This is a genomic window from Klebsiella sp. BDA134-6 (assembly GCF_015601345.1).
Lineage (GTDB): Bacteria > Pseudomonadota > Gammaproteobacteria > Enterobacterales > Enterobacteriaceae > Klebsiella > Klebsiella grimontii.
The window spans coordinates 2,967,625-2,992,786 of record NZ_CP064784.1 but is presented as its reverse complement, the minus strand read 5'-3'; the positions used below and the strand labels follow the sequence as shown (position 1 = coordinate 2,992,786).

Below are 25,162 nucleotides of genomic sequence, written 5' to 3'. Positions count from 1 at the left end.
TCACCTTTCTGAAGTGCAGGACCGATTTTGCAAAGCGGTCGTCGCAGAAAATACGTGGGGAAAATGGTGAATAATCTGCTTAAAAAAGGCCCTGGATTGTTGCAGCAGATAAAAATGGTCGCCGTCAATCACCACCTCGCCTGCGATGTGGTTCAGCCACGGACGCCAGGCCTCCATCTCCGGCCAGGAGGCTTCACGATCGCGGCTGCCGCATACCAGCAGCGCAGGCGTGCGCAGCGGCGTGAAATCATCGAGCGAGTCGTAGTGATAGTGCTCAGTAGCGTAAAAATCAGCGCGAAGAAGAGGAAGAAATAGCGACAGTAGCTCTTTGTTTTCCTGTAGTTCAGGCGAACATCCGCCGATATCAATCAGTTCAGCGATAAAGTCGGCATCCTCGCGGTCGCTGAGCCTGCGCCGGGAATGCAGATGAGGGGCATGGCATCCGGAAATAATCAGCCCTTGTGGGGGAAGACCCCGTTGTTCCAGAAGCCGGCATGTTTCAAACGCCACCTGCGCGCCCATGCTGTGCCCGGCAAGTAAAAGCGGGGCGTCAGGCAATACGCTCTCTTCCAGTTCGTCCGCCAGCAGCGACGCCAGTTGCGTAATGCTGCTGAGCGGCGCCAGATGGCGCAGGCGATCGCGTCCCGGCCAGGTCACCAGGGAAAGCGCGATCTCCGCCATGGGGTGGTCTCGCCAGCGGCGAAACGCGCTACTGCTGCCGCCCGCGAAGGGGCACATTACCAGATGCGCCGTACTGGCGTTGCGGGCGGGCCATAACGGTATACACATGGCAGATTGCATCACCGGGACTCCTCATCGTGGCGGTAGAAAGCCGGTAACCGGTCGTGACGCGGCGGCGTCAGATGTCGGATCTCCGCATGGCCGGTCTTACGTAAAATCTGCTGCCATAAATGTGATAACGCGAGCTGATGAGCGGAGTGGCAGGCCGCCGGCAGATTTCCGCCCGCCAGATGGCAGCGCAGCTGCTGTAGCAACCTGCCGACCCCCTCCGGTCCGGCGGTTTCGCAGCAATCACGCCAGCTCAGGGGAGCCGCGCTGCGCGTCTGACCCGGCGGGTCGCGCAGGATCTCCGGCCTGCGGTAGAGACTACGAACATTCGCCTGATGTTCTGCGACAAACAGGCTGGATGACCAGACCACGGGGCCGTAGCTTGCCTCCAGCGAAAGATGACCTTCCGGCCAGCCCAGCAGCAAACGGTGCATAATCAGGCTGTGCATATCAGGATCGTCAGGATCGAGATAGCGCTGAAGCAGCAGACAGGCTTCTCCCGCCGGCCAGAAAAGTCTCAGACAGTGAAAGTCGCGAAAGCTACCGACCACTTCACACTCCACGCTGGCGGCATCAACCTCTAACGCCAGCAACAACAAATCCAGCGTGGAGTAGAGCAACTGTCGGCTGGTGGTAGCGTGAGCAACCGACGGCGCCTGATCCAGGCTGCGACGTAACCGCTGCGCATCCCCGAGCCAGGCGCGACCCGCACGCGCGTGCGGATAAAACGTGTTGACCCAATAGCAGCGGCCCCGTTCCTGCGCCAGCGCTTGTAAAGAACGGACGTCATCCGGGTGGAGGGGATGCTCCTGAATCACGTGCACGCCGCGGGTCAAAAAGTGCCGGGCAAGCTGGGTTCCGCTCCCGCCGGCGACGGTTGAGCGCACGACGATACAGGCGATATCCGGCATCTCGGCGATCTGTTCCGGCGAGGTATACAGGGGGATTCCAAACGCATAGGCCAGCTCTCTCGATCGCGCGCTTCCCTGGGACAGAAGACCAACCAGTTCCAGCCCCTCCTGGGGCTGCATAAAGGCGTTGAGGTACATTTCGCCAAATTTAGCGCCCACAATCAGTACGCGTTGCTTAGGGGCGGCGGACGGCATCATAACGTGTTCTCCGGTTGCGTTGAGGTTGCGCCGAACCAGCGCTTGATATGCTGCGCGCAGGTCTGAACGTGGGGGGGCTCCAGCATGATTTGCCAATGGCTGGCTTTAATCGCATAGCTGTCGGCGCGGTCTATCCAGGTTTGCCATTCGGTTTCCGCTGGCGTCCAGCGCGCGGGTCTCATCGCGGCATGCACGATGAGACAGGGGAGCGGAACGGTTTCGTCCGGCGTATGCTCGGTCAGTAAGCGCAGCAGATGCGCGATGTTGTCGATCCACGCTTCCGCCGCCTGTAGCGTCAGGTTTTGCGCCATTATTCCCGCCGTTCTGGCAAGGTCGATGAAGACGGCAAGCTGGCGGTCGGGCGTCAGCCGATCGAAATGTTCCGGCAGCGCCAGCGGCGTATCGCCTTCGGCTAACAGCCGCAGCAGGGCCGTCCGGTTTGCGCAACGAAAATCCTGTCGACACACGGGATCGATTAACGCCAGCCGTACCTGCTCGCCTTTGGCATCCAGGCGCTGCGCGGCGCCCGCCGCAAGAAAAGCGCCATACGACCAACCCGCCAGCGCATAAGGGCCGTGCGGCTGCTGGCGGCGGATACTCGCAACATACTCATCGATCATTCGATCAAGCGTGGCAAAACGCTGCGGCGATTTTGCCTGCAGGCCGAAAACGGGCATATTCAGTGCGCTGGCGAGCGGCAGCCAGGCGCTGATACCGCCGTCTGAAGCATGGAAAACAAACAACGTTTCGTCGCCACCTCCCTGGCAAATGGGCACAGGATTCTCCTCTCCTGACGAACAGGCCTGCAGATGGGCGCAGAAGTCGCTGAGCGTTGAATGGGTGAACAGATCCTGAAGGCTGGCGCTGGCAATCCCTCTGCGGTTCAACTGCGCGACCATCCTTGTCGCCATCAGGCTGTCGCCGCCCAGCGCGAAAAAGTCGTGATGTCTGGCCACGGGGCGAGACAGCAGCGTTTGCCAGAGTTCAGCGACCTGTTTTTCCAGCGCCGGATCTCCCCCGGAGCTCGGTGTCGATTCGGCTGGCGCAATCTGTGCGTCAGGCGGGGCCGATAGCGGAGTAAATAACGTTTCTCGCTGCCGGATCTGCAACGCGGGCAGGGTGGCGCCAAAACGCTGCTGCAGATAGCGGCTCATGGCTGCTGTATCCGGGCGATTCACCCCAGGCGAACGTGCGACCAGCAGATGCTGGCGCAGCGGCGACGATTCCTGCGGCGGCCAGGCCAGTTCGTTGGCAAAACCGGCCTGCGCAAGCACTTCCTGCCACGCTGAACGGGTGAGCATAGGTTTTTCATCCCGGCGGCGGAAATCGCGGTATCCGCTTAACCCTTCGATAAAGCCGACGCTCGCCAGCTGGAATACGCTGTTTCGTTCCGTCGCTTCAACGATCAGCAAGCGTCCGCCGGCTTTCAGCAACCGCTTTAATCGGCGCAACGACTGTACGACATGGCTGGCGTCGTGAAGCACGTTGACGGCAATAATCAGGTCGTAACCCGACTCGGGGTGGGCGGTAAAATCCAGCGGCTGGTTGATATCGAATAAAGCGTAAGACACCCGCGATTCATCGTTGAAACGGGTTCGGGCGTCGTTGAGGAACTGCGCGGAGACATCCGTGAAATGGTATGACAGGCGCGTGTTTCGCGTGGCCTTCAGCACTGGTTCCGCGGTGGCCGCGGTTCCGGCGCCCACCTCGAGGATCCGTTCTGCGCCGCAAAGGGCGGCAATCTGCGCGGTATAGCGATTCAGACAAGCGCTCGCGGGGTTTTCGCGATACAGCGCGTCGGTTACGCGCAACGACTCGTTGAACAGCAGTTCCAGCGGCGAACACTGCCCGGAGAAGAGGTCGTCGTGCCGGGCGATGCAGGCGCCCAGATACTGCGCCAGCGCCTGGCTCCAGTGGGTTTGCGGGCACGCCTCGTGAGGCTCGGGAATGTCGCTGAGCGGAATGCGGCAGCGCCAGCTACCCCCCTCGCGCACTAACCATTCCCTTTCCGCCAGACACTGCAGCCACTGGCGTAGCAGGCGCCGGTGTGACGCTTGCGCGCCCAGCGCCTGTACTATTTCGCCAAATGGGTGGGCAACCTCCGGGGTGGTGAACAGACGGTGGCGATGTAGCGTGGCGGCGATCCCCTGCAGCGCGCGCGCCTCCAGCCAGCGCCAGGTCGCTTCCAGCTCGTCAAGTTGCGTCTGTTCAGGCAACGGCAGCGCCAGAGAGGCGAGATCATGCTTATCATATAACGGCGCTGAGGACGGCGGATCCTCGGTCATAACGATATCCAGGGTTAACGCGCCATTTTCGCTAAATTCCGCTCTGGCCTGTTGGATGCCGGGGTATTCCTGCGCCGCTTGCTCAATATCCCGCAGATCGTAGTCCGTTTGCGCGTTCAGCGGCCAGCGGCGGCGGGGAATGTGTTCGGCAATGCCGCTGTCAATGGTCTTCAGGCCTTCAGGGTTGGTAATGGCGGCCTGCAGGATGGTGCAGTAGTCATTAAACATCGCTTCAGCTGCGCCCGGTTCCAGTACGTTGTCCATGCAGTACCAGCTAAACGTCAACGCGCCATCGCTCTCCATCACCTGATGATCCAGCCAGACCTGCGGCGTTTGCGTAAAGACATAGCAGGGTTCGCCGAACAGATGACTCATTGCCCGGTCGATAGCCATTCCTTCCAGCGTCATCCCCAGCATGCTGGTAAACACCACCGGCATCAACGGTTGACGCTGGGATCCGCGCTGGCGCCCCAACTCGCGGATCGCCTCAACGCCGTTCACTTCGCTGTGCGCCATGTTTTGCCAGAGGCGCTGCTGGGTCCGTTGCATCTGCTCCTGCAGCGTTAGCGGCGTTGAGAAGTTAAAATCAACCAGCGTGACGGAGGTAAAATCCCCGATCAACTGATTGATTTGCGGGTGGATCGGCTGGCGATTAAAGAACGTCAGGTTCAGCGTAAATGCCGTGGTACGACTCCAGCGCTCAAGGGTGGCGGCAAACAGCGTGAGCAGCGCGGCGGAGGGGGTGAGGCCCTGCTGCTGCCAGCGTTGTTTCACCGCCTGCCACTCTTGCTTTTCAAGCGTCGAAGTAAACGTGGTGAAGTGCGGGGTTTCCGGCGGTGTCTCCACCACCGGCATTTCCGGCGCTGAAGGCAGTTGCGGCAGTTTTTCCTGCCAGTAATCCCAGGCATCGTGCCATGCTGTTGTTTGTCGGCGCGCCTGTTCAGCCATCACGTAATCGCGGAAAGTGATATCGAGCGGTGGCAGCGTTTCTCCGCGCCAGACCTGGGCTAAATCGTCCATCATGACTTTAAAGCTCTGCACATCGAACTGCAGAAGATCGAGGTTCATGTGCAGGCGGTAGCGGCAATCATCGATTTCGCTGACCACCAGCTCAAAGAGCGGCCACTGGTCGGCAGGTAAAACGCGATAGCTCAGTTCATGGCGCCGTTTTTCCAGCGCCTGACACTGCTCTTGCGGGGAAAGCGCGCGCAGATCGTCGCGCGGGATACGATACGTCGGGGCTGTCGCCAGAACGCGCTGTTGTCCATCGGCATCTACCACCATCCGCAGCATATCGTGGCGGGCAATGAGCTGGTTCCATGCTTTCTCCAGTATGGCGAGATCGAACTCATCGTGGCGTTTATCCCATTCAAACAGCACGTGACAGGCAACGCCGCCATAGCCAATAAGATGGGTTCTGCCCAACCAGTAGGCATGCTGAATCGGCGTCAACGGGAAGGGCGCGTAACGCTTAGCGGCATCGTGCTGCAACATTTCTGGCGGCGATACGGCAGGCGCCATCTCTGCCTGAGAACAGATAAGCTGTGTGAGCCCGTGCGGCGAGAGATCCTGCCACGCCCGTTCCGCGTTGATGCGTACGCCCAGGTCATGTTGAATATCGCTGCTGAGTTCAAGAAAGAGCAGCGAGTCCATTCCCAGCTGTAACAGATCCTGATCTGCGTTCAGCGAGGCAGGATCGTTCAGTCTTAGCTGCAGCGCAATGCGATTTTTCAGCCATGTCATCACCGCCGCTTTATCGCCGATGCTACCGTGGAAAGCATGGTTATCAGCGGGAGTCGCGGCTTGTTCTGTCGCTGCGGCGTTAAACAGAGCCTGCTGCAGCGGGGGCATTTTGTCGGTGAAAACGCGCATGGCCAGTCGCCAGGGGGCGCCGCGCATCACCGCTTGTTCAAGGTGCCAGCGTCCCTCGGCATCGCTTAACGCGCCCATGCCACGATCGGCAAGGGTCGTCAGCATCTCCGTCGTAGCCGCCCGGCCACTTTCTCCCCATGCGCCCCAGGCGATGGAGAGCACTTTCGGCGTAGCAAGGGAGGAGAACTGCCGGGCGAGTCCGTCAAGATAACCGCAGGCCAGCGCATGGGCGCTCTGGCCTGGCGCGCCGAGGGCGGCGGCGGCGGACGAATAGAGAATCAGATAACGGGCGTCGTGGTTGCCCAGCGTTTGTAATAGCTGGCTTGCCGCCTGCGCTTTGACCGCGAAAACGGCGGCCAGCTGGTGTTCATCGAGTTCCTGTAAGGGCCCATCAGCCAATACGCCAGCGGTATGAATTGCGCCGGCAATGCCGCCGCTGGTCGCCAGCTCATCAAGAACACGGGCCAGCTCTCCGGCATCACCCACATCACAACGGCAGACGCGAATCTCCACGTCCGCTGTGTCGCCTGGCCATGACGCATCCACGCGCGGCGCCAGTAGCGCGATGCGGCGCGCCCCTTTTTCTCTGAGCCAGTTCACGGCAAGACGGCCCAGTCCGCCAAACGCCCCGGTCACCAGATGCCAGCGGTTATCGCCGGCAAATACCTTCGCCGGTAATTCGGCGGCGCATCCCGCATTGGGCGCCAGCGAAGGGAGCCAGAAGCCGTTATCCCGGGCGGCTAGCCAGCGCTGTGACAATGAAACAGCGTTTAATCCTTGACGCAGCGTTTCCCACGAGGCGTTTTCAGCCATATCGATAGCGGCGATTAACCGTTCCGGCTGTTCGTTGGCCGCGACGCGAAGCATAGCCCACAGCGCGTGATGGGCCGCTGATAGCGCCTCGTTTTCCTCGATTTGCCACGCGCGGCGGGTGACGACAATCAAGCCGCCTGGGCTGGCGGTGAGCGCCTCCTTCACCTGCGTCGCTAACGCCAGCGTCTCCTCGCTCTCGTCGGCAATCATCAGGACAGAAGGGGCCTGCGGATCGCGAAGAATGCCGTATTGCGCCAGCGCCTCTTCGTGCGCAAGGGTACCGGCGCTGAAGCGGAATGCCAGCCGGCGGCTATTGCTGTCGATGCTGAGGGGCCTCCAGCGCCAATGATAATGCGTCTGCGGCGCAGGAATAGGCGCGTCGGGCGCCAGCGGCAGCCACTTGCCGTCTGGATGACGGGCTTCCACGCGCATCTCGCCGCGGGAAAAGGCTGCGTTTTGCCAGCTTAAGCGCACCTCTCCCAGCCATTGCGGGGCGGTAACGAGGGGCGGTTTCACGGGGGAATCGTCGCCGTGGCGCGCGGAGAGTCGCCGCCAGGCCTCCTGCCAGCGGGCGGTAAACCGTTCCGGCTGACCTGCGCAATCGGACCAGTCGGCGAGATAATCAGGGTTATCCGGCAACGTCTGTTCCAGCGCGGGGTCTGGTGACGTGGACACCCCCTGGCCGGGCAGGGTGGCGAGAATGATATGTTCGCTCATCGCGGCGGTTGGGCTGCCGTCCTGCGGTAGCCACGCCACTTTGCTGAATCCGGCGCGGTGGCACTGCTGCTGCCACTGATGGGGGGTGAGGAAGAGCTCGCCTTCGCGGGCGTCGATATCCTGTAGCGGGAGGACCAGCGGGCCGAAAACGAAATCAAACAGACGCATTGGCTGGGTGATTTCGCGCATCAGCAGGCGCCCGCCCGGCTTGAGCAAGGGACGCAGATTATCGAGGGTTCGACCGATATGGCGCGTGGCATGGATCACGTTAGCCGCGACGATAAGATCGAAAGACTGCGCCGCAAAGCCCTGAGACTGCGCCTCTTGTTCGAGATCCAGCTCGTCGTAATGCACGAAGTCATAGTCGGCGAATTTCTGCTGCGCGCGGCGGGTGAACAGCGCGGAGATATCGGTGAAGTGGTACTCCAGCGCCGGTACGTCTTTGAGTTCCGGCAGCAGCCATGCGGTGGTGCCGCCGGTTCCGCCGCCGACTTCAAGAATGCGCAGCGGCTGATGGGGCTGACGCGCCTGGACGATACCCCGTAGTACCCCGGCGGCAATCTGGTTGAAATAGCGGCCGAAGCTGAATTCCTGATACAGCACCTCTACGCCGTCGGAAGCGCCTTGCGGGAAGATAATCGCCACCGGCTCTTCCGCGCCGCTCATCATGTCGTATAACCGATCGCCGGCACGGGCGATGGTATCGGGGATAGCCTGATAACCTTCACAATAATCGGCGAGTTTCGTCAGCAGGATTTCCCGTTGCTGATGTTCAATGGGGCGGGCGCGGTAGTAGCGTCCCTCAGCGCAGCGGTAATCGCCGTCGACAACGCAGTTATTTAGCAGGCGCTGAAGCAGCTGCTGGTAGCGGGGCATCAGTCGTCCATGGCGCATAATGGTGATGGCGTCCACGCCGTTATCTATCGCATCGCCCGTACAGCGTTGTACCAGCCGATCGACATAGATGGCGTGCAGCCGCGTGGCGCACTGTTTAAGCGCCTCCAGACGGGGGAGTTCGAGCGCTGTCGCGGCGCTGCTGGCCACCTCGAGTCCAGCGGCAAACACTGCATCGGCTGGCTCGCAGGCAGAGGTGGCGGGTTCTTTCCAGTAACGCTCGGCCGCAAACGGATAGCATGGCGCGGAGATACGTTGCCCATCGCCTGCCAGAAGATCGGCCCACGGTAAGGTGACGCCGGCCGCGTATAGCTGGAGAAGCGCCTGATTCAGGACCGCGCTCGCCTCCTGGTTACGCCGGGCGCTGGCTATCCAGTAAGCGTCATCGCGGTATTCGCGCTGTCCGGAGGCAATCAGCTGGGCGTCGGGCCCCATTTCAACAAAAACGCGGGCGCCGAGCTTGCGCGCCGCCTGAATACTCTGAATAAAACGTACCGGCTGGCGCATATGGCGGCGCCAGTAATCCGCCTGGTTGAGTGTCGCCTCATCAATGACTTCGGAAGTAAGCGTGGAAATCAGCGGTGTTTGCCCCGGCTCGGCGAGCAGACCCGCGCAGGCCTCCTGGAAGCGATCGAGTATTGGTTCAAGTAAAGCGGAGTGCGCCGCGCCGGTTACGCTCAGGCGACGATAGTCGATCTCATGTTGCGAAAGCGCGGCGCAAAACTCCGCGATACGGACTTCCGGCCCGGAAAAGACCGTATGCCGGGTGCCGTTGTTGGCGGCGAGATTCAGCTCGAACTGACGGGCCAACGGCATCAACGCCTCTTCTTGCGCAAATACCGCCACCATCGCGCCGCTTGCGCACAGCTGCATCAGCGCGCCGCGCCGACATACCAGCGGCATGACCTGCTCAATGGTATAGTGTCCGCAGACAACGGCAGCGGCAAATTCGCCAACCGAGTGACCGATGGCGTAGTCCGGCTGCAATCCCTCGGCGCGCCAGTGGGCCGCCATCGCGATTTCGAACGCGACAATCGCCGGCTGGGCCCAGGCCATATTGTCAAGCTGCGCTGAATCGGGATTAAACATCGCTTCCCGTAGCGAAGGCGTGAGCATGTCGCGACAGGCGGCAAAACAGCGCTCCAGCGTATCGGCAAACGCCGTTGAGTGCTGGTACAGAGACTGGCCCATAGTGCGCCAGTGCGAACCCTGCCCGGTAAACAGCCACACCTGTTTGCCGCTGGCGCCGTGGCCGCTATAGACCGGCGAAGTCGATTTCGCGCCAGCCCAGGCGCTGAGCGCGGCGGCGGTGTCATGATTTAATGGCGCCGCCAGGCGGAAGGGAAGATCGAGACGGCGCGCGCGTAATGCCGTGAAGGCCAGATTGTTGGCATCCGCGTTCTCCCTCAGCGCCGTGGCATAGTCCGCGGCCAGCTGCCGCAACGCGGTGTCGCTGGCGGCGCTGAGCAACAGCGCGGAACTCTTGCTGCCGTCATCCGCGGTGGGGTAGCTTATATTGAGTTCGTCGGGCAGCGAAGCGACGATCATATGGCAGTTGGTGCCGCCAATACCGAAGGAGGAGACGCCCGCGTAGCGCACTTCGTCCTGCCACTCCTGCGCCGTCACCGGCACGGTAAAGGGGCTTTCCTCGAGCTTAAGCGCCGGGTTTGGCGTATGAAAATTCAGCATTGGCGGAATTTTTCCGCGACTGACCGCCAGAACGGTTTTCAGCAGTCCGGCAATGCCCGCCGCGGTATCCAGGTGACCAACGTTGCTCTTCACGGAACCCAGCGCGCAGCGCTGTTGCGGCGGGCGGGGAGCGTAGACGTTGCGCAGGGCTTCTATTTCAATCGCGTCTCCCAGCGGCGTGCCGGTACCGTGGGTTTCAATGTAGCCGATCTGCCTGTCGTCGATGGCCGCCAGCATTAACGCTTCTTCGATGACCGCTTGCTGTCCTGCCACCGACGGCGCGGTATAGCCCACTTTTCTGTTTCCGTCGTTGTTGACTGCGCTGGAGAGGATCACCGCGATAATCGGATCGCCTGACAGCAGCGCGTCCTTCAGGCGACGCAGCACCACGCAGCCGAGACCGTTGCCGGCCCAGGTGCCCTCTGCCGAGGCGTCAAAAGGGCGACAGTGGCCGTCGGGAGAGAAAATCATCCCGGGCTGGTAGCGATAACCCGCCTGCTGGGGAAAGGAAAGCGCCACGCCGCCGGCTACCGCCATATCGGATTCGCCTGCGCGCAGGCTTTCGCAGGCCAGATGGACCGCAACCAGCGAACTGGAGCAGGCGGTCTGTACCGATAACGCCGGGCCGTGCAGATTGAGTTTGTAGGCCGCGCGGGTGGCTATATAGTCCTTGTCATTGCCCATCAGAGACTGCAGGCCCTTGACCTGTGCTACCTCTGTCACGTTCAGGGCTTCGCGGCCGGGATAGGTGCTCATCCGCGAAGAGGCGAAAACGCCGGTCTTATGGGGGACGGCGCCCGGGGCGTAACCTGCATGCTCCAGCGCATGCCAGACCGCCTGTAAAAACAGGCGCTGCTGGGGATCTATCGACTCCGCTTCCTGCCGCGAATAGCCAAACAGGGTGGCATCGAAGCAGTCAGCGTTGTCTAAAACCGTTCCAATATTGACGTAACAAGGATCGTCAATAATGGCGGTATCCAGCCCGGCGGCCAGAAGCGCTTCGCGCGTAAAGCGTCGGCTGCATTCGCGGCCTTCCAGCAGATTCCGCCAGAAGGTTTCGCCATCCGGCGCTTCAGGAAAATGGCAGGCGTAGCCGATGACTGCGACAGGTTCGCAGTCCGGGTAGCGTTGAGCGATCGATGCATCAATGGAATCTGCTGTTGGCGCAGAAGAGAAGCGCAAGTTATCCATAATCGGTCCCGTTTCCTAAAATTGACAAAGTCAGTGGCGCGCCATGCGTTGGCGATGGCGTCCGGGAAAAGTCAGTTTGTATCGCGTCAAAGGCGCCGCTGACGCCGGCGAACCGGCCGCACGCGTTTGGTTTGCTCCTCCAGGGCTACGCCGGCCAGATAATTGGCCAGCGCGACAGGAGAAGGGTGAGTGAACAGGTCAAGCAGCGTCAGGGCAGCGAATTCGTGACGTTGTAACAAAACGTGCAGCTGCACCAGATTCAGCGACGTGGCGCCCGCCTCAAAAAAGTTCTCTGCGGGTGCGACAGGTTCGCCAACCACCTCACGAAAGGCGTCGCAAATCAGGCTGACGCTGCTCTCGTCCGCCGCGACCCGCGGCTGAGTGCGCTCAGGGCGCAGCCGGTGGGCGCGTTGCTCCGTGACCTTAAGCGGGGGAACCAGGTCGGCGAGCGACAGCTGCCAGCTGCTGTCATCCTCCGCCATTCGGTTAAGCAAGGCGCAATACTGTGCAAACTGGCGCTCCACCTGCCCGTCAGGAAACAGGGCGGCGACAAAATCCCAGTTAAAGCGCAGTTCCCCTTCAGATTCATAAACCTGGTGATCGAGCCAGACCTGCGGCGTCTGGGATATACCCCACACCGGTTTGAGCAGATTGCGCTGGGCAAGGAAGTTATCCTGCTCAAAGCCCAGCGCGCTGGTAAAGACGACGGGCATTGGGACAGCCGGTACGTTTTGCCGCCGCGCCAGTTGCCGCATCACGCGTATTGCCGATACATCGCGGTGGTTGAGGCTCTCGCTTAGTCGCTGCTGCAATAACCGCGCGCTTTGCAGCCAGCTCTCGCCGGGATGCCAGCTCAGCAGCATCAGCGAAGTAAAGTCGCCCAGGATCTGGTTGATTTGCGGGTGCAGCGGTCGTCTGTCGAAAAGCGTAAGGTTAAGCGTGAAATCGGGCTGTGCGCTCCATGCAGCAAGAACCGTTGACCACACGGATAACAGTACGGCCGACGGGGTGAGATGAGCGTCAGCCGCCCGCTGTTTCAGGCGACGCCAGCGCGCGCTGTCCATTGCACCATTGAGCCGTGCGAAGCGCGGCGTCTCAACGTCCTGAGGCAAGCAGCGTAGCGGTAACGCAGGCGCCGGAGGAATATCATCTAGCTGCGTTTGCCACCATGCCAGAGAGTCGGGATTGGGCGTCTGCAGCGCGGGTTGCTGCAGATAATCCCTGAAGGTAACGGGAAGCGGCGGCGGCAGCTGCTGCGGATAGCGATAGCCGTGTTCCAATTCCGACAACAGGATCTGCATGCTCAACCCGTCAAGCAACAGGTTATCCAGACACAGCCACAGGCGGGCGGGCATCCCGTCGACGAACCCGACCTGGAGATCGAATACCGGCCAGAGTTCAGGGTTGAGAACCTGATGCGCCAGTCTGTCGCGTACCTGTAGCGCCTCTTCGGGGCTGTGCAGAATGTGCGCGGGTATCACCCACGGGGGAGTCTGTTCGAGAACCCGCTGTTGTCCATCCCGCACCACGGCGCGCAGCATATCGTGGCGGGCGATTAACCGGTTCCAGACCTTCTCCAGCCGGTGAATATCCAGATCGGCAATTTCAAATTCAACAAAGAAGTGTGAGCCTACGCCGCCAAGGGCAAAGCCAGGCTGACGCCCGACCAGGTAAGCCTGCTGCACGTCAGTCAGCGCGAAAGGCCGGTAGCGTTCTTCAGGGGAGTGGACAAAGGGTTGTTCAACAGGGAGGTCGGTTTTACGCAGCGTGGCGGCAAAATCAGCCAGCCGGGGGTGATTAAACAGGTCGCTTAAGCGTGCTTTATAACCCGCCTGGTGGAGCTGTCCGATCAGCCTGGTGGCTAGCAGGCTATCACCGCCATGCTGGAAGAAGTCGGTTTCTCTGCTGACGGCGCCCATCGACAAGAGCGGCTGCCAGATGACGGCAACCTGCTTCTCAATATCGCCCAGGGGTAAATCCGCTTCAGTCCGGTTTTCAGCTTCCGGGGTATGACAGCGCTTTAGCGTCTGATAGTCAATTTTGCCGTTCGCCGTCAGCGGTAAGGCGTCAAGTAAGACGATCCGTTTCGGTACCATCCACCCCGGCAGACGTTCGGCGAGAGCGGACTGCAGCTGACGAGGATCGCGGCGCACCTGGCTAACGGGGCATTGTACGAGGAAGCGCTGCAATCCCTCGACTTCATCGCCGTGCTGGCAGTTGAAAGCGGCGGCGGTAAATATCGCCCCCCAGTCAGCGCTATTGTGAAGCAAGGCTTCGGGCTGACCATCGGTTAACAGAAGCGTGCTGAGCAGGGCGGAGGGCGTTAACTGACGAAACTCCAACACGTAGAGCAGCGCGCCTGGAACGGCCAGCTGCTGTAATGCCGCGAGGAGCCCGGGGTCTTCCGGCAGCAGACGATGCAGGGCGTTATTCAGCCAGATAATGTCCGCCGAATGAGCATGCGCCGCCAGCGTGTCTGCACTCCAGAGGGCGAGACGGGCGTCAGACCACGGTGCAAGCCGCTGTCGGGCGCTCAGCAGCAGCTCCTGGCTGTGCTCGAGCCCGACATACTCAATCTCGTCAGCGCTAAGCCGGGTTAGCAGGCACTCTGCGGCGCGGGCGGTGCGGACACCCACCTCTAGCAGGCGTACCGGGCGCTGTAAACGCCGGGAAAGCTGTTGACAGATTTTCGCCAGTTCCTCGATATACAGGGCGCTGGCCGGATGGTCGAATGCCAGACTTTCCGGCGACCACCGCGCATCGTTCAGTAATGACAGTTCGTGGCGAGCGCCGCGAAGGATCTGCGTTAAGGTGAGGTCATGCCCGCTGAAAGAAGGAGGGTTATTCTCCGGCGCTTCCCCCGCACAAACCTGATAACCCTCAGCGGCGGGCCGCAGCCGCTGTTGGGTCACGAGAAAAGCTAACCAGCTTTCCACCACGGCCCGCCAGCGAGGCTGGATAGCGAGAGCATTCATCAGGGGAAGCGGATCGGCGCCAGGAGTTTGACCCGGTTTCAGTTTTAACAGGCGATGCTGAAGAAAATCAGCGACCTGGCCGGCGGAGATTTCTGGGGGGCAGACACTGCAGGGCAGCGTTCCGGCAAGCCCGCGCCACTCCTGGGGCAGCGCCGGGTCCCGATGATGGGTAACACAGAAAGCCGAACCCTGAGGCACAACCCAGGCCGCCAGGGTCTTTTCTTTTTCGCCGATCGCCACAACGGTTGACTGTTTCACTCCCGCCAGCTGGCTGAGCGCACTTTCGATTTCACCCAACTCGATGCGATATCCCCCGACTTTGACCTGCTTATCGCGACGACCGAGGAACTCTAACGTACCGTCCGGCCAGTAGCACCCGAGATCGCCGGTGCGATACCAGCGCGCGTTCGATTGCGTCACAAACTGCTGCTCGCTACGTACAGGATCGTTAAAGTAGCCTTCCGCGACTCCGATACCGCCAATCCACAATTCGCCCGGAACCCAGTCCGGGCAGTCCCGGCCCAGTTCATCCACCACCCGGTAACGTTGGTTGGCCAGCGGAAAACCATAAGGGATGGCGCGCCAGTGGTCAGGGACCCGGTTAATTTCACAGGCGTTAGACCAGATAGACGCCTCGGTGGCGCCGCCCATGGCGATAAACTGTCCCTGAGGGCGGAAGGCGTGATAGCGGGCAGGGAGATCGAGGCCGATCCAGTCGCCGGAAAGCATGACCGCCCGCAGTTTCTCCGGCGCGGCATCGGCGAAACCTTCACACCAGGTCAGCAGCATATCGAACAGCGCCGGGACGCTGTTCCAGAGCGTAACCTGATGACGCTGGATCAATTCGCACCATGCGTGAGGATCGCGCCGTTGATTTTCCATAACGATAACCAGCGCGCCGCCGGCGCTCAGAACGCCAAAAATGTCGTAAACCGATAAATCAAAATGCAGGGCGGAGAGGGCCAGCACTCTGTCTCCGGGACCCACCTGGTAACGAGTATTGATATCGCAGCAGGTATTCAGCGCTGCACGGTGAGAAATAACCACGCCTTTCGGCGTGCCGGTCGACCCGGAGGTATAGATAATGTAGGCCGGCTGCGTCGGCGCGCGCGCCGCCTGGTCGGCTAGCGGCTCCGCCTCAATGGCCTGCTGCCAGGTCAGGTGGGGAATATCGTCTGACCTGGCGCTGGCGTCGTGCTGGCAGGTGAGCACCAGCCGGACGTTGGCGTCGGTGTAGATTTTCCCGCGCCGCGCGGCGGGCTGGTCGAGCGAAACCGGAACGTACACCGCCCCGGACAGCAGAACGGCGAGGACCGCAACCAGCTGTCCCGCGCCTTTCGACATTGTAATAGCGACATTGTCGCCGGGCTGAACCCCGCACGCGATTAACCTGCCAGCGCAGCGGCGCGCATTCTCGGTCAGCTCACGATAATTCCACTGATAATGCGCGTCCGTTACCGCCAGCGCCTGCGGCTGCCGGAGGGCGATGCGGAAAATGCCTTCATGCAGCAAGCCTTGAGGAACGGGTGCGTCGGTTGCGTTAACCCGTTGACGTATCTCCCGCTGGCTTTGGGGCATCCTGTCCGCGAACGGCTTCTTCCAGGCGCTTTCATCATCGCAGAGTTGGTTAATCAGCTGGCAGTAGGCGTTGAACAACGTCTCGACCAGCGCCGGAGGGAACAACGCGTCATTGCTATCCCATTGTAGCCAGACCTCGCCCCGATGCTCGAACGCCAGATGATCTATCCAGACCTGCGGCGTCTGCGAGATGCCCCATTCCGGTTCGCCCAGCGGCGACTCAGCGCGGCTGCTGTACAGGGAGCGCCCAAGATTGCTGGTAAATACCACCGGGGCGCCGTGGGGATGGCTTTGCTGGCGTTTGAGTTCACGAAGGAGCTCGACGCCGGACCAGTGGCGATGCTCCCAGTCCTCAGTAAACGTGAGCTGGTTTTTACGCGCCAGGTTGCTGACGGTATCGCCATCGCAGGCGGTATCCAGCAGAAGAATATTGGTGAAGTCGGCAAGCATTGCGTCAACCGCCGGGTGCAGCGGCTGGCGGTCAAATAACGTGATATTGAGCAGCAGCCGGGTCAGACCGCCCCAGCGCGCCAGAACGGCAGCAAAACAGGTCGCCAGCGCCATTGTCGGCGTCACGCCATTCTCACCGGCCCGTTGGCTAAAGGCGTTCCAGCGTGTTGTCGGGACAATCATGCGGCGTCGGGTATTACGGACTTCACGCAGCGTTGCGGGTTCGCAGGCTAGCGGTAAAACCGGCGCGGGCGGCAGCGTCGATGCTTTCGCCAGCCAGTAGGCGCGCGCTTTGTCGAGCAGCGGCTGATTGATCTTCTGCTGATGCAGCAAATAAGCGCGGAAATCATAGCGGGCGTCGCCGGGCGGTAGCGACTCTCCGGCCAGCAGGGCGTTAAGTTCATCGAAGAACAGCGTAAAGCTGGAAGCATCCATAATCAGCAGGTCGATATTGACATGGAGGCGGTGGCGATTGTCCGGCAAGAGCGTCAACTGGAAATCGAAGGTTTCGCCCATTTCCACGCGTAAAAGACGGTGGCTCAGGCGCTGGCGCAATGTTTCCAGATAGGCCTGGCGGTTTGTCTCGTCGGTCTGGCGTAAATCATGAACGGTGACGCCGTTCCAGTATGGCTGCGGTAGCCAGACCTGCTGCCCGTCAGCGCGAAAGGCTATATGCAGCATCGGGTGGCGTTGCAGTAAGATCGTGATGGCCTGTTCCAGCTGTGGCGCCGTGAGATAATGGCCGACAAACTCCTGATACAGATGGCAACCGACGCCGCCCAGCGTCTGTCCGGGCATTCGGCCCGTCAGATAGGCATGCTGTACCGGCGTCAGCGGGAAGGGGGTACGCTCGCTCATGACTGGCCACGCCGCGTCAGCCGGGGAGCTTGCATTATCCGGTTTTTCACCCGAACGGCTGCGCATCAGCTGGCGCCATGCTGCCAACGTGGGGACGGCATACAGCTCGCGAAGGGTGAGGCGGTAGCCCTTTTTACGAAACCAGTGTAACCATCTCATTAATCTTATGGAGTCCAGGCCCGCCTGGATCAGATTGCTCTCTTCTTGTAACTGCTGCGGCGCTAAATTCAGTTCCTGTATTAACAGTTCGCGTAATTGTTGATAATCAGCCGCTTCGCCGTTGTCCGATAACAGCGGATCCTGAGAGGGTGCGCCAGAAATCATTCTTCCTCCTGATGGCACGTCATACCAAAAGCATTGCGTATATGAGAATAATTATTATTAACAATTGAGCGCTACCCGAATCGGGTTTATTTATGCCCGTTTCGGTTTCACGGTCGGCAAAAAAAAGGTCCGGATGGCGAATCCGGGCCTTGTTAACGGAGGGGGTTCTGGGGTGAGTCCTGGTTAGATCACACGTTTGAAGGTCGACGGGGTGACGCCAAACTGCTTCTGAAATGCGGCGGAGAAATGGCTGGCGTTGGCATAGCCTAGATCCGCCGCCACCGTCATAACGGAAGTATTGCCATTAGCCAGCCGTCTTCTTGCCTCCTGCATGCGTTCGGCCTGAAAAAGTCCATAGACGCTGTTGTTGAACAGAACGCGAAATCCCCGCTTAATTTTAAGCACGCTTAAACCGGACTCTCTGGCGAGTTCGGTGACCCCCGGCGCCTGCGTCAAATCGGCCAGCAGCAGATCCTTTGCCCGCAGCAGTTTCTGGCGTTCCATCGGATTGAAGTGGCAGGAGGAACAGCTGGCGTCCTCGCGATGTTCATCCAGCACCAGGCTGAGCATCACCAGACTTTGTCCCTGTAGCCATAACGTCGACGGTTTTTGTTCATGAGTGAAGCCGCCGTGCATCCGCATCAGCGCATGACGCAGGGCCTGAGCCGTTAGGTGGGTTTCGGCATTACAACGTTGCTGCTGGCAACAGCAGTAGGAGTCGATCTTATTTTTAATGACCGAGCTAATATCCGGCACCCACAGCGCGAGGGCTTCAGGGCTGAAAGAGAGCGTAATGCTCTCGAACCGGCCGCAGTAGGAGGCGCTGCCGCGGCAGTCCGGCGTATGGGTAATGTAATGACGATCGCGCGCGAGTTCCCAGTCGGTGTGGCGGCTGTGTCCCTGGATCGCAAAGCGCGATGTGCCTTCCAGAATGCAAGAGAAGTTAATCCTGCCCAGGTCGTCGTGCAGCTGCAACGTCTCAGGCTGAGCAAAGTGGCCCCGCCAGAGCAAAATATCCATACCTTCCTGCAGCGAGCAGCGCAGCAGCTCACACTGGGCAGGAATAGTGCCGTCGTTCGCGGGTTTTCCAACCACTAGCTGGTGAATAGAGATGGCAGATTGCGTATGTGGTGACTCCGTCATGACCGGGTTATCTCCCTGTGGCTTAGACCAATGCGGGTATAAATAGAACCGAATGGGGTAGATGAGTAATTGATAATGGTTATTATTCACATTAATTCCCGGAACGCCACCTTGAAATAGTGTTTTTGGCGTCCATAAAAATTCATCAGGAAAATCAGCCACTCCCATGTCATCTCACTCATCCAACACTGAATCGCTGTCCCGATTTCCTCTTTGGCAGGTGATTACCCCGGTTCGCCGGAAGGTGCTCCTGGCTATGGCGCTGGCAGGGCTGGCGGCCTTAACCAGCCTGGGGGCGCTGCTTTTTCTGGCATGGTGCCTGCGCGATCTGCGCGGGGCGCCTGACTTCATCCCCGTCTGGCCGCTGAGCGGCGTAGTTGGCTGCGTGATAGCGACCTTTATCCTGCGCCTGCAGGCGTTCAATACCTCTCATTATGCGGCTTTCCATCTGGAGAATATTCTGCGCAGCAGATTAGCCCACAAGACCCTACAGCTTGCGCCGGGGGCGTTACAGCAGATGGGCAGCGGATCGTTGGCGAAAGTGATGCTGGATGATGTGAAGTCGTTACATATTTTTGTTGCTGACAGTACGCCGCTCTATGCCCGCGCCATAATCATGCCGCTGGCGACTGTTGTTCTCGTATTCTGGCTGGACTGGCGACTGGCCATCGCGACGCTGGGGGTACTGGCGTTTGGTTCGGTGGTGCTGTTACTCGCCCGGCAGCGCTCGGAAAACATGGCTCAGCGTTATCATCAGGCGCGTGAACGGGTCAGCGCCGCGGTGATTGAGTTCGTACAGGCCATGCCGGTTGTGAGGACCTTTGATAGCGGCAGTACCAGCTTTTTGCGCTATCAACATGCCCTCGAAGAGTGGGTCGATGTGCTCAAAAGCTGGTATCGACAGGCCGGATTTTCAGCGCGTTTTTCATTCTCGATTCTGAACCCGCTGCCGACCTTATTCGTTCTTATCTGGTGCGGATACGGCCTGCTGCACGCTGGTAGTCTCGATTTTATCGCCTGGGTAGCCGTATTACTGATAGCCAGCGGAATGGCCGAAGCGGTAATGCCGATGATGATGCTTAATAACCTGGTCGCGCAAACGCGTTTAAGCGTTCAGCGTATCTATCAGGTTCTCGCGATGCCGGAACTTTCGCGCCCGCGAGCCGATCGACAGCCGAAAGAGGCGAGTATCACCTTTGAGCAGGTAAGCTTTCATTATCCGCAAGCGCGGACTGGCGCCGCGTTGCAGGAGGTGAGCTTTCACGTGCCTGTCGGGCAAATTGTGGCGCTGGTAGGGCCAAGCGGCGCCGGGAAAAGCACCGTGGCGCGGCTGCTGCTACGTTACGCCGATCCCGACAAAGGCCATATTCGTATTGGCGGCGTGGATCTGCGCGATATGCGGATAGAGACCCTGATGAAGCAAATCTCGTTTGTGTTTCAGGACAACTTTCTTTTTGCCGACACGATCGCCAATAACATCCGTCTGGGCGCGCCGGATACGCCGCTGGAATCGGTGATAGCGGCGGCCAGAGTGGCGCAGGCGCATGAGTTTATTAGCGCGTTGCCGGAGGGTTACAGCACGCGAGTCGGGGAACGAGGGGTATTCCTCTCTGGCGGGCAGCGGCAGCGCATCACCATCGCCCGGGCGCTTTTGCAGGACCGTCCCATTCTGGTGCTTGATGAAGCGACGGCGTTTGCCGATCCGGAAGGTGAAGCGGCGCTTATCAAAGCCCTCGCGGCTGCCATGCGCGGCCGGACGGTCATCATGGTCGCGCATCGTCTCTCCATGGTGAGTCAGGCCGATGTGATATTGCTGTTTTCCGACGGTCAGCTTCGGGAAAGCGGGAGCCACGGGCAGCTATTGGCGCAGGGTGGCCTGTATCAACGGCTATGGCAACGCTATCAGCAGGCGCAGCAGTGGGCGCCGGGTGGAACGCAGGAAGAGGCGGTGCAAAATGAAAGTCACTAACCCGGCGGATAATCTGGCCTGGCGCGCGATCTGGCGCCAGCTTATCTCCAGCGTGGGCAGTCAGGTGGGAACGCTGCGGCGCAGTCTGGTTGCTCTGCTGCTGGCGGCATTGATGCAGGGGATCGCCTTCGCCTGCCTCTATCCGATCGTTGATGCGCTGCTACGGAATGAGGCATCTCGACTTCTTCACTGGGCTTTGGCCTTCAGCATTGCGGCGTTTGTGACGCTGGCTCTCCGCTGGTATGGGCTGGGCTTTGAATACCGCGGGCATCTGGCGCAGGCCACCCATGAACTGCGTCTGCGCCTGGGCGAACAATTACGCCGCGTGCCGCTGGAGAGGCTCCAGCGCGGCAGAGCGGGCGAAACGAACGCCTTGTTGCTGGGCTCCGTGGATGAAAACCTCAACTATGTGATTGCGATAGCCAATATTTTACTGCTGACCATCGTTACGCCGCTGACGGCGTCGCTGGCGACATTGTGGATCGACTGGCGGTTGGGGCTGGTGATGCTGCTGATCTTCCCCTTGCTGGCGCCGTTTTATTACTGGCGCCGCCCGGCGATGAGGCGACAAATGCAGACCTTGGGCGAAGCGCACCAGCGGCTGAGCGGGGATATTGTTGAATTTGTGCAGGGGATGGTGATATTGCGTACCTGCGGTAGCGATGCTGATAAAAGCCGGGCGCTGCGGGATCATTTTAACGCTCTGGAAAACTTACAGACCCGCACTCACCGCCAGAGCGCGGGCGCGACGATGCTGATCGCCGGCGTTGTGGAGCTGGGACTACAGGTGGTGGTGTTGTGCGGAATCATCTGGGTGGGCACGGGCACATTGAACCTCGCCTTTCTGATTGCCGCCACCGCGATGATTATGCGTTTCGCTGAACCGATGGCCATGTTTATAAGCTACACCTCGGTGGTGGAACTGATTGCCAGCGCCTTACAGCGTATTGAGCAGTTTATGGCGATCGCGCCGCTTCCCGTTGCAGAACGCGGAGAGATGCCGGAACGTTACGATATCCGCTTTGACAATATTCATTACCGCTATGACGATAGCGGCGATCCCGCGCTCAATGACCTCTCTTTGACCTTTCCGGCGGCCAGTATGAGCGCGCTGGTGGGCGCTTCCGGCGCAGGTAAAACCACGGTCAGCAAACTGTTAATGCGCTATGCCGATCCGCAGCAAGGGCGGATTTCTATCGGCGGCGTCGATATTCGTCGCCTGACGGCGGAACAGCTCAACAGCCTGATTTCCGTCGTATTTCAGGATGTCTGGCTGTTTGATGACACATTGCTGGCGAATATCCTGATTGCGCGCCCGCAGGCGACCCAGCAGGAAGTAGAAGAGGCCGCCCGCGCGGCGCAGTGTCTTGAATTCATTACCCGCCTTCCTCAAGGCTGGCTGACGCCAATGGGCGAGATGGGCGGACAGCTATCGGGCGGCGAGCGCCAGCGGATTTCCATTGCCAGGGCCTTATTGAAAGATGCGCCGATCGTCATTCTTGATGAGCCGACCGCCGCGCTGGATATCGATAGCGAGCTGGCGGTACAGAAAGCTATCGATAACCTGGTTCACAACCGGACGGTGATTATTATCGCCCATCGCCTGTCTACCATCGTCGGGGCAGGAAATATCCTGGTGATGGAGGAGGGCAAAGTGGTTGAACAGGGCACCCATGCGCAGTTGCTCTCTCTTCATGGGCGTTACCAGGCGCTGTGGCACGCGCAAATGGCCGCCCGCGTCTGGCGCGCCGAAGGAGTTTCCACGTCAGAGGAGGTGGCGCATGAGTGACGTTCCGTCGAATGTGAAACCGTTGACGTTAACCACCGGGCGGGTGATTTTCGCCATTGCCGGCATCTATGTGACACAGAGTCTGGTATCGGCGCTCTCGATGCAGTCCTTACCGGCGCTGGTGCGCGCTGCTGGCGGATCGCTTGCGCTTGCCGGGGCCACAACCCTGTTTATGCTGCCCTGGGCGCTGAAGTTTATTTGGGCGCCGTGGGTCGAGCGCTGGCGGCTACCTCCTGGCAGCCCGCAGCGCCGTTCCCGCATGCTGATCCTGCGCGGGCAGGCTGCGCTCGCGGCGATCCTGGCGATTGCCGCCGCGATTGGCGGGACAGGGCGAGAAGGCGTATTGCCCGAAACGATAGTCGTCGCGCTATTTGCGCTGTTTATGGTGGCGGGTACGGTCGCCTCCACTATTGATATCGCCAGCGATGGTTTTTGCGTCGATCAGCTGACCCGCGCAGGGTACGGTTGGGGAAACAGCGTGCAGGTCGGCGGCAGCTATCTGGGAATGATGTGCGGCGGCGGGGTGTTTCTGATGCTGTCGGCGACCGTCGGCTGGCCTGCGGCCATGCTGATGATGGCGGCGCTGATCCTGGTCTTATCCGTACCCCTGTGGCGCGTTGCCGAACCAACGCGCGCAGCATCTGTTCCGCATGTTCCGGCATTGGGTTATGCGCTTAGAAGGCGAAAGGCTCGTCTGGGCTTAATGCTGGTATTGATGCTGAATTCCGGCATGCGGTTTGTGCTGCCTCTTCTGGCGCCGTTGCTGTTGGATCATGGTCTGAGCATGTCAGCGCTCGGCGCGCTGTTCAGCGGCGGTAATATTGCGGCGGGCATAGCCGGAACGCTGGCGGGTGGATTGCTGATGAAATACCTCTCACCCGGCAGAGCGCTGTTTACGGCTTATGGCGTGCAGGGCATCGCGCTGCTGGCGGTAGTGATGACGCTGAAGATAGCGCCGGGTCCTCTACTGCTGCCGATTCTCCAGGTATTGATCGTTGTTCAATCTGTTTCGCTGGCCTGCGCGTTGGTCTGTCTTTACGCCACGCTGATGGCGCTTTCTTCTCCTTTGCAGGCCGGTGTCGATTTTACGCTCTTTCAATGTACTGACGCCGCCATCGCCATTCTGGCCGGCGTAGTCGGCGGCGTTGTCGCGCAGCGCTTTGGCTATACGGCCTGCTTCCTGTTTGCCGGCTTATTCACGTTGCTGGCGGCGTGGATTGTTTCTATCCGACTGCGTTCGGCAAAAGAACTGATGACAAGCTCAATTGATTGATTCGGGAATAACACAGAGAGGTAAGGGATGAAAATCAGTGAATTTTTACACCTGGCGTTACCAGAGGAGCAATGGCTGCCGATGATTTCTGGCGTCTTACGTCAGTTCGGAGATGAAGAGTGCTATGTCTATGAGCGCCAACCTTGCTGGTACATAGGTAAAGGATGCCAGGCGCAACTGCAGATTAATGCCGACGGCACCCAGGCGACATTCATTGATGATGCCGGAGAACAAAAGTGGGCGGTAGATTCGATTATCGACTGCGCGCGTCGTTTTATGACGCATCCGCGGGTAAGAGGATGCCGGGTATATGGCCAGGTTGGGTTCAACTTTGCGGCCCATGCGCGGGGAATGGCCTTTGATGCCGGCGAGTGGCCGCTGCTAACGTTAACCGCTCCCCGTGAAGAACTTATTTTTGAGAAGGGAAATGTTACCGTTTACGCGGACTCCGCCGACGGATGCCGCCGTCTGTGCGAGTGGGTAAAAGAGGTCGATACGGCGACACCATGCGGGCCAATGGTTGTGGATACCGCCCTGGACGGTGAAGCGTATAAACAGCAGGTTGCGCGCGCCGTTTCGGCGATCCGCCGCGGCGATTACGTTAAAGTCATCGTCTCACGCGCGATTCCTCTGCCTGCGCGAATTGATATGCCCGCTACGCTGCTATATGGACGGCAGGCCAACACGCCCACCCGTACGTTTATGTTTCGCCAGCAAGGACGCGAGGCGCTGGGTTTTAGTCCGGAACTGGTGATGTCGGTGACGGGAAACAAAGTGGTCACTGAGCCGCTGGCGGGCACCCGCGATCGCATGGGCGATACGGCGCATAATCAGGCAAATGAGAGGGAGCTGCTGCACGACGGTAAAGAGGTGCTTGAGCATATCCTCTCGGTCAAAGAGGCCATTGCCGAACTGGAGGCGGTTTGCCAGCCCGGCAGCGTAGTGGTCGAGGATTTGATGTCGGTTCGCCAGCGCGGCAGCGTCCAGCATCTGGGGTCTGGCGTCAGCGGCCAGCTCGCGGAAGATAAGGATGCCTGGGATGCGTTTACCGTGCTGTTTCCGTCAATTACCGCGTCAGGTATCCCTAAAAAAGCGGCCCTCAACGCGATCATGCAAATTGAAAAAACGCCGCGGGAGCTCTATTCAGGCGCAATCCTGCTTCTGGAAGATACGTGCTTCGATGCGGCGTTAGTGCTGCGTTCCGTGTTTCAGGATAGCCAGCGCTGCTGGATACAGGCGGGGGCGGGTATCATCGCGCAATCTACGCCGGAGCGCGAACTGACGGAAACCCGGGAGAAATTAGCGAGCATTGCGCCCTATTTAAAGGTGCCCGCATGACGGTCATCGACCCTGTTTAAGGTGAAAAGTGCCAGCAAGCTGGCACTTTCTTTTCCCGGATTCAGGCGTTTATCGTGCGTCGGCCAGCGCCAGCATCCATGGGCTG

The 25,162-nt window shown here is 60.0% G+C and carries 9 protein-coding genes; 4 read left to right on the top strand and 5 right to left on the bottom strand.

The window, feature by feature from the left end:
- The 5 genes from IYV58_RS13735 to ybtA all read right to left on the bottom strand — a co-directional run bounded on the left by IYV58_RS13735 (position 1) and on the right by ybtA (position 18,687).
- Positions 1 to 804, bottom strand: coding sequence for a thioesterase II family protein (locus tag IYV58_RS13735; RefSeq protein ID WP_049114802.1), 804 nt, complete (start codon positions 802 to 804; stop codon positions 1 to 3).
- Complete coding sequence (locus IYV58_RS13730; protein ID WP_087828117.1) at positions 801 to 1,898, bottom strand: Gfo/Idh/MocA family oxidoreductase; 1,098 nt, start codon at positions 1,896 to 1,898, stop codon at positions 801 to 803. Before IYV58_RS13730 ends, IYV58_RS13735 begins: the two co-directional genes overlap by 4 nt.
- Positions 1,895 to 11,359, bottom strand: a complete 9,465-nt coding sequence (irp1, locus tag IYV58_RS13725) for a yersiniabactin polyketide synthase HMWP1 (protein WP_195729080.1) — start codon at positions 11,357 to 11,359, stop codon at positions 1,895 to 1,897. Before irp1 ends, IYV58_RS13730 begins: the two co-directional genes overlap by 4 nt.
- A gap of 86 nt (positions 11,360 to 11,445) precedes the next feature.
- Positions 11,446 to 17,544, bottom strand: coding sequence for a non-ribosomal peptide synthetase (locus tag IYV58_RS13720; RefSeq protein WP_195729079.1), 6,099 nt, complete (start codon positions 17,542 to 17,544; stop codon positions 11,446 to 11,448).
- Between the two features lie 183 nt (positions 17,545 to 17,727).
- On the bottom strand, positions 17,728 to 18,687 hold the full coding sequence (ybtA, locus tag IYV58_RS13715) for a yersiniabactin transcriptional regulator YbtA (protein ID WP_195729078.1): 960 nt from the start codon (positions 18,685 to 18,687) through the stop codon (positions 17,728 to 17,730).
- A gap of 256 nt (positions 18,688 to 18,943) precedes the next feature.
- On the opposite strand from ybtA, the gene ybtP reads away from it, so the two are divergent.
- The 4 genes from ybtP to IYV58_RS13695 are packed head-to-tail and all read left to right on the top strand — an operon-like array spanning position 18,944 to position 25,056.
- Positions 18,944 to 20,656 carry a yersiniabactin ABC transporter ATP-binding/permease protein YbtP gene (gene ybtP, locus IYV58_RS13710; protein ID WP_170100466.1) on the top strand — a complete coding sequence of 571 codons (1,713 nt, stop codon included), beginning with the start codon at positions 18,944 to 18,946 and terminating at the stop codon, positions 20,654 to 20,656.
- Positions 20,643 to 22,445: a yersiniabactin ABC transporter ATP-binding/permease protein YbtQ gene (gene ybtQ / locus IYV58_RS13705; RefSeq protein ID WP_004120337.1), complete on the top strand. Its 1,803-nt coding sequence runs from the start codon at positions 20,643 to 20,645 to the stop codon at positions 22,443 to 22,445. The genes ybtP and ybtQ overlap by 14 nt, the downstream gene beginning before the upstream one ends.
- Positions 22,438 to 23,718: a yersiniabactin-associated zinc MFS transporter YbtX gene (ybtX, locus tag IYV58_RS13700; RefSeq protein WP_142468269.1), complete on the top strand. Its 1,281-nt coding sequence runs from the start codon at positions 22,438 to 22,440 to the stop codon at positions 23,716 to 23,718. The genes ybtQ and ybtX overlap by 8 nt, the downstream gene beginning before the upstream one ends.
- A gap of 27 nt (positions 23,719 to 23,745) precedes the next feature.
- Positions 23,746 to 25,056: a salicylate synthase gene (locus tag IYV58_RS13695; RefSeq protein WP_139530118.1), complete on the top strand. Its 1,311-nt coding sequence runs from the start codon at positions 23,746 to 23,748 to the stop codon at positions 25,054 to 25,056.
- Positions 25,057 to 25,162 lie beyond the last annotated feature (106 nt).

What these genes read in the sequence shown, in the direction of transcription:
- IYV58_RS13730 (WP_087828117.1), bottom strand. Translation starts at nt 1,898, where the DNA reads ATGATGCCGTCCGCCGCCCCTAAGCAACGCGTACTGATTGTGGGCGCT.
- irp1 (WP_195729080.1), bottom strand. Translation starts at nt 11,359, where the DNA reads ATGGATAACTTGCGCTTCTCTTCTGCGCCAACAGCAGATTCCATTGAT.
- IYV58_RS13720 (WP_195729079.1), bottom strand. Translation starts at nt 17,544, where the DNA reads ATGATTTCTGGCGCACCCTCTCAGGATCCGCTGTTATCGGACAACGGC.
- ybtA (WP_195729078.1), bottom strand. Translation starts at nt 18,687, where the DNA reads ATGACGGAGTCACCACATACGCAATCTGCCATCTCTATTCACCAGCTA.
- ybtP (WP_170100466.1), top strand. Translation starts at nt 18,944, where the DNA reads ATGGCGCTGGCAGGGCTGGCGGCCTTAACCAGCCTGGGGGCGCTGCTT.
- ybtQ (WP_004120337.1), top strand. Translation starts at nt 20,643, where the DNA reads ATGAAAGTCACTAACCCGGCGGATAATCTGGCCTGGCGCGCGATCTGG.
- ybtX (WP_142468269.1), top strand. Translation starts at nt 22,438, where the DNA reads ATGAGTGACGTTCCGTCGAATGTGAAACCGTTGACGTTAACCACCGGG.
- IYV58_RS13695 (WP_139530118.1), top strand. Translation starts at nt 23,746, where the DNA reads ATGAAAATCAGTGAATTTTTACACCTGGCGTTACCAGAGGAGCAATGG.